This window comes from Streptomyces sp. NPDC030862 (assembly GCF_055571835.1).
This window is the reverse complement of the sequence record NZ_JBVIEN010000001.1, coordinates 514540-529043: the sequence shown is the minus strand read 5'-3', so window position 1 is coordinate 529043 and position 14504 is coordinate 514540. Positions and strand designations below refer to the sequence as shown.

Here is a 14504-nt window from a genome sequence, read left to right as displayed (position 1 = left end):
ACGCTGGATCGCGCCGAAGCTGATCGCGGCGACCAACGAGCAGGTGCCCGACGCGCGCTTACGCACCCTGCACGTCCTGGCGCTCGCGCCCGGGAATGCTGGCGCCGCCACGGCGGCCGCCGACGCGGCCTCGCCTCTGTCCGCACCCACCGCGCCCTGCTCCGTCGGCTGGCACCGCCGCGCGCTCGAGGCGCTCTACCCGGCGGCGCCACCGCCCCGTGGGGAGCTGAAGGTTGCCCAGGCTGTGGAGCTGCAGACCGCCACGCTGCGCACACTGGCCCGCCGCGCCTTCCCCGAGCCCGACGTCACGGACGATGCGCCGCACTCGCGGCATATCTGTCCGGCGCGACGGCCGGGAGCTGGCCGGGTTCGCCGCCGTGCTCCAGGGCTTGATGGCCGACCGGGCTTGGGACGTCCCGGCCGCAGGCGGCAGCGTCCTGGACCAGTGGCCGAACATCGCGGCTGCCGTGTCCCCTAACCTGCCCGCCCACGTTGGGGCCGTGGCGTTCCACGCGGAGTCTGGGCAGTTGGATCTGCGCCCGGACTCGCCCGCATATGCCGCCCAGCTCCGGCTGATCAGCGCCCGGATCATCGCCGTAGCGAACAGCTCGGTCAGCACGGACGCCGTACGCACCATCCGGGTCCTGGCGGTCGGCGCCGCACCCGTGCCCCGTACGACCGAGCAGGCCCCGGCGGTCTCGACCGCGCCCGAGACGCCGGTGAAGAGCCGGGAGATCGCGTGCCCCGGCTACCAGGCCGCGCTCGCCGCGCACCGGGTCGTCGCACCCGAGCAGCGGATCGACCCGGCCATCGCGGAGGCTGTGCAGCGGCAGACCCGCGCGATGCGCCAGCTCAGCCGCCAGGCGTTCCCGGAGCCGGATGCGGTGCCGGACGATGGGTCGGCCTCGATCGAGCTGGCCCGTGTCCAGCGCCGGCGGGAGGCCGCGGCGAGCGAGGCGGCCGCGATGAGCGTGCCCCAGCCGAAGACCAGTGTGCTGAGACTGCTGTCTCGCCGGTCTGAGCTGTAGGCGACGCCCTGCATCGTGCGTGCGGGGACGATCTCCGCACCGCTCCGGCGAGCGCCACACGGTCAGGGCTACCCCCGCGCGTCACGAACACTCCGGACTACCCCGCGCAAGCGGGGACGACAGGCCGCTTGCCCAGACCACCAGCTCCACCATCGGACTACCCCCGCGCGTGCGGGGGCGACGACCGCAGCCGGCACCGACAGGGAGTGTGTCGGGGACTACCCTCGCGCGTGCAGGGACGACGACATCGAGACCTGGCGCCGCATGGGCCTGCAAGGACTACTCCCGCGCGTGCGGGGACGACGCCCGGATGATCGCTTCGTGGGCCTGGTCCCGGGGACCACCCCCGCGGGCGCGGGGACGACTGAGGGTCCGTCAAGTCTAAAGCGACTAACGGGGGACTGCCCCGCGGGCGCGGGGACGACTCATACCGCCGTGATGGGTCGGGCCGGGCCGAGGGACTACCCCCGCGGTCGCGGGGACGACACTTCTTGACCTGCACTGATGCCAGCGATGCGGGCACTTTTCATTCGGCAGATTCGGCAGCCGCAGCGGCAAGGCGACGGCATGGAGCTGACGGTGCGGCTCCACTGTACGGAGGAACCCACACAAGTGGACCGGACCCGATCAACTGCCGACCCCATACAAGCGATACGGCTGTCGGGGATACCGTGCGCTCCGGTCTCGTAGACGGAACCGGCACCGGCTGCCGGGACGCAGAACGCGCCACCGCCCGGCAGGGGCTGCCGTACGCACAGCACGGGCAGCTCCCGGCACCGAGGCTGTCCCCAGGCACGACGACCGCGTCGGTGTCGTCCGGGAGCAGCACGACGGACTACCCCCCGCACGCGAGGACCACTCCTCCTCCGGCTTCGGCTCCGCGGCCAGCGCCGGACTACCCCCGCGCATGCGGGGACGACACACCCACGCTGTCCTTGTCGCCGTGGTCCAGGGGACTACCCCCGGGCGTGCGGGGACGACATCGCGAGGTAGCGGCTGTCCTTCTTGGTGGCGGGACTACCCCCGCGCGTGCGGGGACGACGAGCTGCCGAAGCCCGCGACGCTGCGGCCCGGCGGGCTACCCCCGCGGTCGCGGGGACGATGGGGGAACGGCCGCGTTGCGAATTGCTCCACGGGGACGACCCCGCGGGTGGCGCAACACCGTTGAACGGTGCGTCAACCACCTGAAGCAGGGGCGAGGCCTGGCTACGCGAACGGGCAAGCGTGTGATCGCCTACCAGGCCGCACTCCACCTCGTCGCCATCCTCATCTGGGCACGCCGATGACCACGGGACAAACAGCTAGACCCGTTCCAGCGGGCGGTGGGGGAGGGGCGGGGGCTCGACCCGGATGGAATCGTCGGGGCGGATGGTCCCTCCACGGCGGACCACAGCCATGACGCCACACTTGAAGGCGAACTCGCCGGACAAGGGGTCGATGTCGAAGACCTCACTGAGCAGCCCCTTGCGGAAATCGTTGATCTTCGAGCACGGGTTGCGCAGTCCTGTCACCTCAAGCACCGCCTGCTCCCCGAGATGGAGCAGAGCGCCGGTGGGCAGGCCCAACAGGTCCACCCCGCGCGTGGTGATGTTCTCACCGAGCTGGCCCGCCGAGACCTCGAAGCCCTTGAGCGCGAGTTCGTCGAAGAGCTCTTCGTGCATCAGGTGGACCTGGCGCAGGTTGGGCAGGTCCGGCTCGTAGGTCATGCGGAACTGGTGGCGGATCGTCTCCCCTGCGTGAACGTCTCCTTCCACACCGAGCCCCGTGAGCAACGTGATGGAATCGCGATTGGGCTTGCTGAACGCGTACGTCTCGTTACGGCTCACTGCGGCGACCCGACCAGGCATCACGCCTCCACCCCGTTGTCGTTCTGCGGCCGGTCGATCATAGAGGCGGTGCAGCCAGGCTCGTAGGGGAGGCATGCAGTGAGCACAACTCATGGGGAGGATGCGTCAGGCCCGGCACCCAACCGGCACCGTCCCTCAGTGAACATCAAGGAGACAGCCCCTAGAGCACCTCTCCGGCCAGGGTCGGAGCCCGGCGAGCTACCCCCGCCCGTGCGGGGACGACGCCCGGGTCCCATCCGCCCGCTCCACGAGCACGGGGCTACCCCCGCGTGCGGGGACGACACACTAGGCCTCGTCCGCTGCGGGCGGATCTGGGGACCACCCCCGCGCGTGCGGGGAGGACGAGTACACCCTGCCCGACTCCCTGCCGCTGCTGGGACCACCCCCGCGCAGGCGGGGACGACCAGCTGCTGTTCTTGACCTAGGCCTGGAACTTGGGACTACCCCCGCAGGCGCGGGGACGACTGCCAGAGGCCCCGGTCCCGGGAAGGCGGGGAGGGACTACCCCCGCGGGCGCGGGGACGACACTTCTTGACCTGAACTGATGCCGGCAGTACGGCCGATTCTCATTCGGCTAGATTCGGCGGCTGAGCGGCCAGGGGACGGCGTGTACCTGGTGCTGCGGATCCACTGTACGGAGGAACCCCACACCAGTGGGACAGGCTTGGTCAACTGCCGACCTGCTGCAACCGATACGGCTGTCGGGCATGCTGTGCGCACCGGTTTCGTGTTGCCGGAGCGGGCACCGGCTGCCTGGGCGCTGGACGCGGCCACCACCGGGTAGGTGCTGCCGTACGCACAGCACGGGCAGCTTCCGGCACCGAGGCTGTCCCCAGGCACGACGGGCTCGTCGGTGTCGTCCAGCACGACGGACTACCCCCGCGCGCGGGGACGACCAGCCGCACGACCGGCTACGCAGCTGGCGCGGGGACTACCCCCCCGCGCGTGCGGGGACAAGGGGCCTCCCGCCGGCTCGGCCTCCTCGTCGGACTACCCCCGCGCGAGCGGGGACGACTCCCAGGGCATGAGCGCGATCTCGCCGCACGGGGGAGTCCCCCCCGCGTGTACGGGGACGACTTCAACGTGGTGCGCCGCGCCGCCGCGTACTCCGGACTACCCCCGCGCGTGCGGGGACGACATGAAGAAGGTGCCCGGCCTGGAGGCCGACCGAGGGCTACCCCCGCGCGTGCGGGGACGACTCAGGGTGGTGGCGCTCATGATCGTGCTCCTTGGGGCTACCCCCGCGCGTGCGGGGACGACTCCATCGCGACATGGTCCGCAGGCGAGAGGGTCGGACTACCCCGCGCGTGTGGGGACGACGTGGGCGTGAACGTAACGATCACGTCCGGCACGGGACTACCCCCGCCGGTGCAGGGACCACTCGATCATGTGGCAGGCGAGCGAGGCCTTCGGCGGACTACCCCCGCGGGCGCGGGGACGACCTGCAGCGCGCCACGAAGGTCGCCGTGGCCAAGGGACTACCCCCGCGCGTGCGGGGACGACACTCCGGTGGCGGCGGTGGTCTGCTCGGCGGGCGGACTACCCCCGCGCGCTGGGACCACTCCTCCTCCGACTTCGGCTCCGCGGCCGGCGCCGGGCGTGCCCTGCACGTTCGGGGACGAAGTACGCCAGCCGCACATGTACTCCCCCACCCGCGGACTACCCCCGCGCATGCGGGGACGACGCCGTGCCGCTGGCGCTGGGCAACCCGCTCCAGGGACTACCCCCGCGCATGCGGGGACGACACTTCTTGACCTGCACTGATGCCGGCAATGCGGCCGACGCTCATTCGGCAGATTCGGCGGTCACAGCAGCAAGCCGATGACATGTCAGTTTTGGTGCGGATCCACTGTACGGCGCCGCGGTGGAGGACACCCGCCCCCATCATGCCTGCTGCCCCCGCGGGGCGGGGACGAGGCCAGGGTGGCTGCGGCCTCGGCGAGGTCCGTCGGACTACCCCCGCGCGTGCGAGGACGACCGGGGTGTGGGCGGCGCGCTGCTCGCGGTCCTCGGACTCCCCCGCGCCTGCGGGGACGACGGCACGGCCACGACAACCTCACCCGTGACCCGGGGACTACCCCCGCGCGTGCGGGGACGACATGTTGCGGAAAACGCCCGCGGCCTTGGTCGCCGGACTACCCCCGCGCGCGGGGACCACTCCTTCTCCAACTTGGGCTCGGCGGCCGGCGCCGGGCTACCGCCGCGTGCGTTGCGGGGACGATTGCTGCCCTGGCCTGCCGTTCCAGTCGCACGGGGACTACCCCCGCGGGCGCGGGGACGACACTTCTTGACCTGCACTAATGCCAGTGGTGCGGCCACTTCGGCAGATTCGGCAGCCGCAGCGGCAAGGCGACGGCATGGAGCTGACGGTGCGGATCCACTGTACGGAGGAACCCACACCAGTGGACCGGACCCGGTCAACTGCCGACCCCATGCAAGCGATACGGCTGTCGGACATACCGTGCGCTCCTGTCTCGTGCGACGGAACCAGCGCCAGCGGCCTGGATGCTGGACCCGGCCCACCATCCGACAGATGCTGCAGTACGCACAGCCCGGGCAGCTGCCGGCACCGGGCTGTCCGCGGGCACGACGGGCTCGTCGGTGTCGTCCAGGAGCAGCACGACGGACTACCCCCGCGCGCGGGGACCACTCCTTCTCCAGCTTCGGCTCGGCGGCCGGCGCCGGGCTACCGCCACGTGCGTTGCGGGGACGATGGCTGCCCTGGCCTGCCGTTCCAGTCGCACGGTGACTACCCCCGCGCGTGCGGGGACGACTTCCTGGCGGTGTTCGTGGACGGCGACAACCACGGACTAGTCCCGCACGTGCCGGGACGGGCTGGACGGCCAGCCACCCTGGTACCGCACCTGAGCCACGCCCACCAGCCCCTGATAGCCACCGGGTCCGGACGCGTCACCGCCGCCCACGCCGACGCACCGCGCTCTGAAACGCTCCTGGACAACCGGCGCCCCCAGGCCATCGTGCGCGAGCACCTGTCCCTGTGGGTCTCCCCTATCTCGGTGGGGCCCGGGCGGGAGCCGAGCTCCTCTCCGAGGCCCTTCGCCTCCACGCGCGGGGCGTACGGAAGATGGCGGCCACGGTCGGTGGCCTCGCGCAGGATCCAGTCCGGGTAGCCGGACTGCTGGCGCAGGCGGCCGAAGCGGCCGCAGTCGGCCACTGGCAGACCGCCCTTGCCGCACTGGGAAAGGCAGAAACCCTGGCCCCGCCCCCGCTAAGCAGGTGATCCGTAACGGGAGGACCCCCGGCGGTCAGGCCGGGGGAGTTCCGTGCGCGCCGTCCACGGCCGTGCCCGCCAACGCAACCAGCCCTCCACCGCTACCGAGGAGGCCGCCAAGGCCTGGCGCTGGCCTCCGAGTTCCCCTGCCAGGGGCGGCCCAAGCTTCGTGCAGACCCGGCGATCCCAATCTGGGAACCCAGCGAGGCGCGAGCGACGACGAACAAGCGGTGGGCGTACGGCCTGGTGACTCCGCCTGTGCATACCGGCACCTGATGAGCCGCATTTCGTCGGTCCCGCTCTCTTAGCGCGTGCTGAGGACGAGGTTCATGACCTTTCCTCTGTAGGTGGGGACGGCGCTTTTGGAGTGCAGGTAGAGCCGCCCGTTTTGGTAATGAAAGTAGTCGGTGCCCTTCTCGCTCATCATCCGGTAGTCCGGCTGGTTGTCGACGGCTGTCTTTCCGTCCGGCATCTGCAGCAGAACGGTGTGCTTGCCTGTCTGCGCGGACAGGCTGACGATCTTGCTTCCCACGTTGCCCCGGGCCTGGACGTACGCGAGAAGGTTGCCGGTGGCGTCGGCGGTGATGGGGAGAACCCTTTGCTCGGGCCACTGCTTCAGCTGGACGTTCCAGCGCCGTGTGCCTGAGCGCATGTCGAAGGCCGCGATCTCGTCCGCCTCTGGCGACCCGGGGATGCGGGAGGTGACGTAGAAGCTGTCCTGGGTGACGACGACTTTGCCACAGCGCGACTCCAGCCACTCGCAGCCCGCCTGGTACTTGTCGCCGAGGTCGATGGCGGCCTGGAGCTTGTTGGCCGGCGAGATCACCAGCACGCCGTTGGCATTGCCCAAACCTAGTTCCGGGTTGGTGCTGATCCCGACGACAAGAGGATCGGCGGAGACGAGCCACGCGTCGGTGGCATCCGGCACGCTGAACCGCCATCGCATCTTGCCCGACGCCGGGTCGCGCTCACCGACCTTGTGCATGGAGCCGCACCGGGCGAGGGAGACCACCTTTTGCCCGCTGACCACTCCCCGATGGTCCTCGCCTTGGCATCCGGATGTCGGCGTGGTCCACAGGGGCGTGCCTGTGGCGGTCTGGTAGCCGACCGAGTACTCCTCCCATCCGGCCGCGACGATGGTGTCGCTGATCGCGACGGAGGTGCGGAAGCCCTCCTTGACCTTTGCCTCGGGGATGGATCTGTGCCACACCATGGTGCCCTTGTTCAGGTCGATGACGGCGATCTCGGTACATCGTCCCGCGACGCTCTCCGGGAGCGCATACGTCACCGCAATCAGTCCCGCGGCTGTCTTGGTGTCGGAGGCGGCGCAGATGGCACCCGTCAACGGCACGTTCCATAGGACTTTGCCGCTGACCGGGTGGTAGCCGGTAACTGCTTTAGGAGCACCGGTGGCGTACACATGAGGTGTCAGCCAGGCCCCGTCTCCCGCTGGCACGGGTGCTTCGGGCTGCATGGCCACCCACAGGAGCCCCGGGCCGGTGGGCTTCGGCGACGAGGACGCCGAGGCTTGGACGTCCGACGGCTTTCCGGGGGTGTCAGCGGACAGCATGGCCCACAACGCCGTCCCTGCCACCAGGGCCGCAACGGTGACCACCGCTGCGATGATCACGGCAAGGCGGCCCCGGCGCCGACTGCGCGGAGGCTGAGGGGGATAGGGCGGCACGGGAGCATACGGGCCGGCGAGATGCCCGGCATACGATGCGGCGGGATCCTGCGGTGGTATGCCGGGAGGCGGCCCGTAGGGGCCGCCAGGCACGGAAGGCTGCTGAGACATCAGAGCACGATAGGCGAGGACTGATGTTCGTCGCAGCGGAAGGTCGGGTGTCGCCGATGTCAGCCGTCATGAGGATCGCGGTGCCGCGCCGGGCGAGGGGCAGTGAGTTCGGTACTACTGGGCCCATACGGCGTCGCCGTGGCGTACATCCGGGCCTCCGGGAAGGGTGTCGACGACTCCTTCGGTCCGTGGGAGGACCTGATTCGCGATGTCCGCGGGCTGCGGCTGACCGTGTACGACATCGCCGACCGACTGCGCTCGATGCGGCCGGCCTCCTGACCGCCCCCGCCGGTCAGCTGCTGGCGTTGCCCCGACTGCTGAAGGGCCGTACCCGCGACCCGGTGTTCGTCACCCACCGCCGCCACGGGCTGACCACGCCCGGCGTCCCGGTGCCGCGCCCCGCTCCGTCGGAGGGCTCTACCACCGCGCGATCGCGGTGCACCGTGCCGCCGCCCCGTGCCGACCAGGCCATCGCGGATGCGGTGGAGCGGCAAATCGCCGCGCTGCGGGGACTGAGCCGCCGTGCGTTCCCCGAGCCCGGGATCGTTCCGGACGACGCGCCGGCCCCGATCGAGCAGACCCGCGCACAGCGCGCCGCCGCCAGGCCGCGGCGACAGAGGCCGCCGCGCTGCGCCAGGCCCGCGCGAGAAGGACGGACTGGCGCGGTCAACGACATCAGCAAACCGTTCGACCCCTGGGCGCTGCGGGCAAGGTCGCCGTCTGCACGGCCATCCACCTCGAACGCCGCGTGCGACCGTAGGCCGAGGCTGCCAACGCGGGGCGCCGATCGTCGCGCCGGGAAGGCCGGGTGCCATCCGGGCCGTATGACTCGCGTTGTCAGTGCCGTGCTGTTCACTTGGCCGCATGGACGCCTCCGCACTGCGCGCCCGTCTGCACGACGCCTGGCGTGCGCCTGAACTGCACTGCCCGCTGCCCACTCATGGGGCAGGGCATGTCTGTGTGCCCAGTGACGCGGAGGATCTGGCCGAGCTGGAGCGCGTCGCCGCGGACGTGGTCGACGGGGCGGGTCTGCCTGTACGCGCGTGGGTCGTCGGGGGTACGGCGGCTGGGGTGCCCGACGGTCCGCCGGTGGGCGGGGACGGCGGGCTCCCCATCGGCGGCGAGGGCGGGCTGATTGAGCTGCGCGGGTGGGTGCTGACCGAGCACTGGTTCGGATACGGCGTGACGGCCACCGCCGACGGCCCGCGCCGCGTCGCGGTCCTCGCCCGGCGCGCGTTCACCCGCCCGCCCGGTGTCGGGTGGGTGGAGTTGCTGCGGGAGGTCACCGGGTGGACGGAGCCCGATCGGCGCGGCGTCGACTGGGCCGCGACGGAGGCCGCGCTGGGCACCGCGCTGCCCGGTGACTACAAGGACATCGTCGACGCCTTCGGCGCGGGCAGCTTCGACGAGTACCTGGACCTGCTGGTGCCGGGTGCGCTGGGCACGGATCTGGTCTCCTGGGGCCGGGGCATGGCGCGGTACGCCGACCTGTACCGGCCGTACCCCGTCCACCCCGCGCCCGGCGGCGTGCTCATATGGGGGACCTCCGAGCAGGAGCTGACCTTCCACTGGCTGACCGGACCGGCCGGTCCCGACGACTGGCCAGTCCTGGTGCAGTACCTGGACGGTGAGTGGCAGCGCTTCGACTGCGGTACCGGCGAGTTCGTGCTGCGCCTGCTCACCGACCGCACCCCGCCGTTCGCCTTCCCGCCCTCCGCCGGACCGTTCCCCCACTGGTTCGCTTCATGGGAACTGCCGGAGCACTGACCCCTGCCGAAAGGCCCGGCGGTCGTCGTGCCCGACGCCGCGCGGTCGCGGCCGCCGTCGACGCCGCGATGCCCGGCGCCTCCGAGAGCGAGCGTCGTGCGGCCGTCGAGCAGCGGCTGCACCAGGACGTGACGGCCGAAGCGTGGGCCAAGGCCCGCCGGTGGGAGCAGATCCGGGAGCAGCGGGCCGCCGCTGCCAAGGCCCGCGCCGCAGCCGGGGCCGCGCAGCCGGCCGATGTCGTCGTGGACGAGCCGGTAGCCCCGGTCGTGCTGCCCGCGCCGCGTCCGGCCGCCGTCGCACCCGCTCCGCAGCCGGAGGCCGCCGACATCGACGACGACCCGGAGCTGGTCCTCGAGGAGCTCACCCGGGAGCAGGTCCTGGACTGGCGCAACCGCGCCGCCGCCGACCACCAGCTGGTGTTCGACCACATCGACCGGTACGGCGAGCTGCTTCCTGAGCGACCACCAGGCGCTGTTCGGCCGGCGGAGGTGGGTGGGCTGCCGCCGTGGCGGGATCCGCCGCCGTGAGCGCGAGTGGCAGGACGTGCAGGCTGCGGACGTTCGCGCCCTGCACCTTCTCGTTGGCGGCCGCGATCATCAGCTCGCACGCCCGCGGAGCCGCGCTGCGTAAGACGGCGTGATCGCGGGGAGCGCGAGCCCGTCGCCGTCTTGAACCCACCGGTAGGCCGCCGCGACGCTGCTGTCGGCGGCGCGGCGACCCGGACGAAGGTCACACAAGTACCGCATTCCTGCGACAGTGCATATCTGTTAGGTTCGTGATCGATTCGGTTGAGCGCTGCTGACCACAGTGCGTGCCGAAAGGCGAGGCGGCCTTTGAACAGGGGGGACGCCCATGCCCGAGACCACGTCTGGAGATGTGTTCACCGGCCGCGTGCTGGAGTGGCACAGCGAAGAGGGATGGGGCGTGCTCGCCTCCGACGCCCTTCCGGCCAGGGTGTGGGCGCACTTCTCGGTCATTCAGGCCGAGGGGTTTCGTGAGCTGACCGTCGGCCAGTCCGTCACCTTCTCGGCCGAGCGGGCCGAGCAGGACGAGTACCACTGGCGCGCCGTGAGTATCTGGCCGGAGGCCGGATCGCACCGCCGGTCCGACGAAGACAGCGGGCCGGGCTTCTCGTCCGGCCTGGACATCCGCTTCGATTCCTGACCGCGCGTCGGCACCTGCCGAATCGGTCCTATCCGTCACGCCTGGCAGGGGCCTGGTCTCTTCTGCCGTGCGCTCACAGACAGGATTCTCGTGTTCTCCATATCCACGAAGAGGGCAGCCGTGGTCGGCTCGACGGCCCTTGCCGCTGTTCTCGCTCTCGGTGCCGTGCCTGCCCAGGCCGGCGTCAACCAGGGGAAGCACACCTTCAAAATGTCTGCCCCGTCCTACACGAAGACGGACTCCAACGGCACCTTCACCGGGCAGGTGAACATGGCCGGAACCGTGGGCAAGCCTGCCCCCATGGCCTGGTCCTTCCGGACGTCCAAGCAGGTGCAGGCCATCGCGACGGGGAAGATGACGTGTTCGGCCGGACACATGCAGCTGCCCTACCACGACAAGCACTCGAACGTCGCCGTCGACTACTTCTGGCACTCGTCGGTTCCCAACAACCGGCGTAACAAGGACTACACGCTGTACGGGAACTGCACCTTCCGCGTGAAGGTGGGCGGTTAAGACCGGAACCGCAAACCTCGGCTTCCGTTTCAACTACTCGCTGTTCGACGGGATCAGCAAGTCATCCTCGGCACAAGATGGGCCTGCCGCCGAAGACAGCACCGCCTTCTCAAGCGATCTCGACATCGCGTACGACTCCTGACGCGCACCGGCTCTCCGCGCATCGCCCTACGATGCCCGGAGAGCCGTGGTCGGGCCGGCGCTTGATGCAGGGCGGCGCGCGAACCTGTGACGGCGGCCTTTTCTGCCGGCGGATGTGCGGCACGTCAACCGCCTCCCGGGGCGGTTTGCGTTTACCGGGGCTGCGGGACGCCCTGCCCCCGAGCGGCCGCGGGGTGCAGGGCAGAGCCCGGCCCCCCTGGGCCCGCGGCACCCGGGCGGGCCGGTCATGCGGAGGTTGCGGACTGGCGCGAGGTCACCTCGGCGAACTGGATGCACGGCAAGGTGGATACCTCTACGGCCTTCCGGCCGGGCGGGGCGGCGGCGATCGGCTGATACACCGCCGCCGCTGCGTCGGCACATGCGCCGATCAGCGTCGTCAGGGCGGCGATCAACCGCGCGTGACGGCGTCGACGGGCGGGCAGGTCCAGACGGTCCGGTGGCGCGGTCACCCCCGCGCGATGCCGTGCGGCACCCGCCCCCGGGCCTCTCTCAGCCCACCGGCCAGCCCCTGGTGCGCCACGCAGGCACACCACAAGTCGCTTCACAGGGCCTCAGTGAGGCCCCGCAGCTTCCACCGCCGCCCTTCGGCCGGCGTCAGCCGCGGGTGTTGCGACGCCGCGCACAAAGGCGGGCCAGCCGCCGGCGAGGTACGCGGCCGCGCAGACGGCGGTGAGGGCGGCGGTGCGGTGTCAGGCGCCGGGGCCGCGGAGGCCCGCGGCGACGCTGGCGGCGGTGGCCAGGATGCCGCGCGGGGTGAGCGGGTGGACGAGCGCGGCCGCGGACTTCCGTCCGGTGGCGCCGGGGCGCAGGCCGGCCTGGTGGAGCTCGGCGAGGTTGGGTTCGCTGGTCAAGGTGGCGTCGGCGTGGTGGTCGCGGACGTGTCAGCGGCGGCGACCGGAAGGGCGCGCAGATGGTCGGTGGCCCGCCGCTGCGCCCGGAGGAAGTCGTCCAGGATCCCGGCCCGCTCCTTGGCGAAGTTCTCTCGGACGGTGACCCCGGTGGAAGGTCGAGTACCGGCCGATCGAGGAACCACCAGCCGAGGGAGTCGTCGAACCTGGCGACGCGATCCACTTCTCGGGTGAGGAGGCGGAGCTGTCCTGCTGCTTCGGAGACGAAACGTGGACGCCGAGCGCGCCGCTGTCCCGGCGCGGCCTCGCACAGCTTTCAATCACTGTCGACGGGCCACGGCAGCCCGTACACCCAGCTACGGCGGAGCTCGCAGTGGCGCCGCAGCCTGTGTCGCCGAGCACCCTCCGGCCACGGTCCGGGGAGTGCGAGATCGGCGCTCCCCGGTGTGGCCAGGCGGTACAGCCCACCGTCCCGCCGACTGCAGAGCCAACTGCCCGTCCGGCCCCTGCTGCTTGGCTGCCGGCGCAACCGGTCGACGAGCCCACGCTCGCTACAGAGAACGAGCGCGCTCCTCAGGACCTGGCGGACACCGGCGTGCCGGAAGGCGAATCAGATTCGAACGCACGTATCATTCTGGCTATGGCTGAGGCCTCCTTCCCCGGCGACCTGCTCGCCGCCCAGACCCGCCTCCACCAGGTAACCGCGGAGCTTTCGGCGCTGTTGCGGTCCCTGCCGTGGTCGGTGGAGCCCATGGAGGGCTGGCCCGGTACGGAGCACCCTCATACCGGCGAGGTCACCGGAGGCCGGGAATCGAGCCCTGGATGGACCGATGAGCAGAAGGCCGCCGCCCGGCTGCGCGAGGAGTGCCTCGAGCTGTCCGAGACGGTCACGACCCACTCGTACTGGGAGGGCTTCCAGGGCGCGGACGTGGTCAAGGAGAGGATGCGGCTCAAGGCCGCGTCCCGCGCCGAGGTGACGGTAACCGCGGCGGACCTGAGTACCGCCGCCTGAGCGCGTAGACCGGTCACGATGCCCGACGGTGGATGCTCCGGCGGCGGAGGACCGCGCTCTGCCTCGGCCATCGATGCCGTCCTCGTCTGCCGTCGTACGAGGCCGGCCCGGAGAACCTGTGCACGATCACGCAGAATCCCATGAACAGTCCGGAGATGAGCAATTTCGAAAGACAGATCTGCAAGGCTGCGAAGGAGAAGGGAGAAGTAGTCACCTACAATGTCTTCCTTCACTACGCGAACGATGACCTCGGACTCGCCTCCGCAGAGCGTCCAGGTCGAAGCCTGGACGCAAGAAAGGCGAGAACAAAAAGCTCCTGTTTGATATCGAGGACTGGATTGACAATCCTGTCCATGACGAGCCGCGGCCCTAACGCCCTGGAGAATGTATGGCTGCGATCCCTGCTCTGACTCAGCTGTGCCCGCCACCCTCGGAGCCCAGCCGTCACGATTGGGACGAAGTGGAGCAGTCTGTCGGGCTGCACCTGCCTGACGACTACAAGCAGGTCGCAGATCTCTATGGGTGCGGTGAATTCAACAACTTCATCACCCTCTACCAGCCCGGAGGGCACGAAGAATACAGCCTGACCGGTCCCATGCCGAGACGCCTGCGCGAACAGATCAAGCAGATATGGCAGGCCGACCTGCATGCCGAGCCACTTCCCTGCAATGTAGAAAATCTTCTGGCCGCAGGTGTCGCAGGAAACGGCGACTACATTTTCTGGATCACGGATCCCGTCGAAGATCCGGATTCCTGGAAAATTACGGTCAATCACGCCATGCGCGGCGGCTGGTTCACATTCGAGGGGAAGATTAGCGAATTCATCCTCGCCGTCCTGCAGGGGTCCGCGCAAGTCCCCATGTTTCCTCGCACGCTTCCCACTGCAGGGCCCGTGTTCTCCCCGGCCCCACCAGAACGCGGCCCCAGCGTGCGGGTCAGCACAGAAGATGCCGCAACGAGCCCTAAAGACATCAGGGCATGGGCACGTGCCAACGGGTACGAACTCCCGGACCGCGGACGTATTCCTCCCGAGATCGTCCGGGCTTGGGAGCAGCGCGGCGACGGTTGACAACAGATTGCCTCCCTGCCTGACTGCGCCAAGGCAGGCATGGGCAGCTGGCCCCCCGTACCGAAAC

General features: G+C 70.4%; 12 protein-coding genes and 1 pseudogene. 9 read left to right on the top strand and 4 right to left on the bottom strand.

Annotated elements, in window-relative coordinates; all coding sequences use genetic code 11:
• Positions 1 to 314: 314 nt before the first annotated feature.
• Together ACZ42X_RS02420 and ACZ42X_RS02415 are read left to right on the top strand one after the other, a co-directional pair.
• On the top strand, positions 315 to 1028 hold the full coding sequence (locus ACZ42X_RS02420; protein ID WP_468283425.1) for a DciA family protein: 714 nt from the start codon (positions 315 to 317) through the stop codon (positions 1026 to 1028).
• Between the two features lie 1154 nt (positions 1029 to 2182).
• Positions 2183 to 2314: pseudogene (locus tag ACZ42X_RS02415) on the top strand (IS5/IS1182 family transposase); the annotation flags it as partial.
• Between the two features lie 15 nt (positions 2315 to 2329).
• Here ACZ42X_RS02415 and ACZ42X_RS02410 read toward each other — a convergent pair.
• Positions 2330 to 2875, bottom strand: coding sequence for an MOSC domain-containing protein (locus ACZ42X_RS02410; protein WP_468283423.1), 546 nt, complete (start codon positions 2873 to 2875; stop codon positions 2330 to 2332).
• A 3536-nt stretch (positions 2876 to 6411) separates the two neighbouring features.
• Positions 6412 to 7737: an outer membrane protein assembly factor BamB family protein gene (locus tag ACZ42X_RS02405; protein ID WP_468283421.1), complete on the bottom strand. Its 1326-nt coding sequence runs from the start codon at positions 7735 to 7737 to the stop codon at positions 6412 to 6414.
• A 267-nt stretch (positions 7738 to 8004) separates the two neighbouring features.
• On the opposite strand from ACZ42X_RS02405, the gene ACZ42X_RS02400 reads away from it, so the two are divergent.
• The 5 genes from ACZ42X_RS02400 to ACZ42X_RS02380 all read left to right on the top strand — a co-directional run bounded on the left by ACZ42X_RS02400 (position 8005) and on the right by ACZ42X_RS02380 (position 11346).
• Positions 8005 to 8181 carry a hypothetical protein gene (locus ACZ42X_RS02400; RefSeq protein WP_468283419.1) on the top strand — a complete coding sequence of 59 codons (177 nt, stop codon included), beginning with the start codon at positions 8005 to 8007 and terminating at the stop codon, positions 8179 to 8181.
• A 585-nt stretch (positions 8182 to 8766) separates the two neighbouring features.
• Positions 8767 to 9669, top strand: coding sequence for a hypothetical protein (locus ACZ42X_RS02395; RefSeq protein ID WP_468283417.1), 903 nt, complete (start codon positions 8767 to 8769; stop codon positions 9667 to 9669).
• Positions 9648 to 10196, top strand: coding sequence for a hypothetical protein (locus ACZ42X_RS02390; protein ID WP_468283415.1), 549 nt, complete (start codon positions 9648 to 9650; stop codon positions 10194 to 10196). The genes ACZ42X_RS02395 and ACZ42X_RS02390 overlap by 22 nt, the downstream gene beginning before the upstream one ends.
• A 325-nt stretch (positions 10197 to 10521) precedes the next feature.
• The gene (locus tag ACZ42X_RS02385) at positions 10522 to 10833 is read left to right on the top strand and encodes a cold-shock protein (RefSeq protein WP_468283413.1); all 312 of its coding nucleotides are present in this window, start codon (positions 10522 to 10524) and stop codon (positions 10831 to 10833) included.
• Between the two features lie 210 nt (positions 10834 to 11043).
• Positions 11044 to 11346, top strand: a complete 303-nt coding sequence (locus tag ACZ42X_RS02380) for a hypothetical protein (RefSeq protein ID WP_468283411.1) — start codon at positions 11044 to 11046, stop codon at positions 11344 to 11346.
• Positions 11347 to 11732: 386 nt separating this feature from the next.
• Here the strand turns inward: ACZ42X_RS02380 and ACZ42X_RS02375 are convergent, their stop codons facing one another.
• Both ACZ42X_RS02375 and ACZ42X_RS02370 read right to left on the bottom strand, forming a co-directional pair.
• Entirely contained in the window at positions 11733 to 11957 is a 225-nt protein-coding gene (locus ACZ42X_RS02375; RefSeq protein WP_468283409.1) for a hypothetical protein, read from the bottom strand.
• Positions 11958 to 12197: 240 nt separating this feature from the next.
• Positions 12198 to 12359: a hypothetical protein gene (locus ACZ42X_RS02370; protein ID WP_468283407.1), complete on the bottom strand. Its 162-nt coding sequence runs from the start codon at positions 12357 to 12359 to the stop codon at positions 12198 to 12200.
• 637 nt (positions 12360 to 12996) lie between these two features.
• On the opposite strand from ACZ42X_RS02370, the gene ACZ42X_RS02365 reads away from it, so the two are divergent.
• Together ACZ42X_RS02365 and ACZ42X_RS02360 are read left to right on the top strand one after the other, a co-directional pair.
• Positions 12997 to 13368: a hypothetical protein gene (locus ACZ42X_RS02365; RefSeq protein ID WP_468283405.1), complete on the top strand. Its 372-nt coding sequence runs from the start codon at positions 12997 to 12999 to the stop codon at positions 13366 to 13368.
• 460 nt (positions 13369 to 13828) lie between these two features.
• The gene (locus tag ACZ42X_RS02360; RefSeq protein ID WP_468283403.1) at positions 13829 to 14437 is read left to right on the top strand and encodes an Lsr2 family DNA-binding protein; all 609 of its coding nucleotides are present in this window, start codon (positions 13829 to 13831) and stop codon (positions 14435 to 14437) included.
• Positions 14438 to 14504: the final 67 nt, after the last annotated feature.